General features: G+C 50.8%; 1 protein-coding gene. It reads left to right on the top strand.

All coding sequences use genetic code 11. The features are described 5' to 3' along the window. Window positions 1-390: hypothetical protein (locus BIV60_RS29530; protein ID WP_218145930.1), on the top strand; the 390-nt coding region annotated here is incomplete at both ends.

The raw sequence follows: 390 nt of genomic DNA, 5'->3' as shown, positions 1-390 counted from the left end.
AATAAAAATTCCGGGAAAAGTAAAGGCAGCCATGGGTCCAGTGGAAGCTCAGGCAGCTCCGGCAGCTCGGGGAGCAGCGGTTCAAGCGGCAGCCACGGGTCCGGGAAAAGTAAAGGGGGGAAAAATTCCGGAAAGAATAAGAACAATAAAAATTCCGGGAAAAGTAAAGGCAGCCATGGATCAAGTGGCAGCTCGGGAAGCAGCGGGTCAAGCGGCAGCCACGGGTCCGGTAAAAGTAAAGGTGGGAAAAATTCCGGAAAGAATAAGAACAATAAAAATTCCGGGAAAAGTAAAGGCAGCCATGGATCAAGTGGCAGCTCGGGAAGCAGCGGGTCAAGCGGCAGTCACGGGTCCGGTAAAAATAAGAGTGGGAAAAATTCCGGAAAGAAT

This window comes from Bacillus sp. MUM 116 (assembly GCF_001866655.1).
In the GTDB taxonomy this organism is placed as follows: domain Bacteria; phylum Bacillota; class Bacilli; order Bacillales; family Cytobacillaceae; genus Neobacillus.
This window is presented reverse-complemented; position numbering and strand designations above follow the sequence as displayed.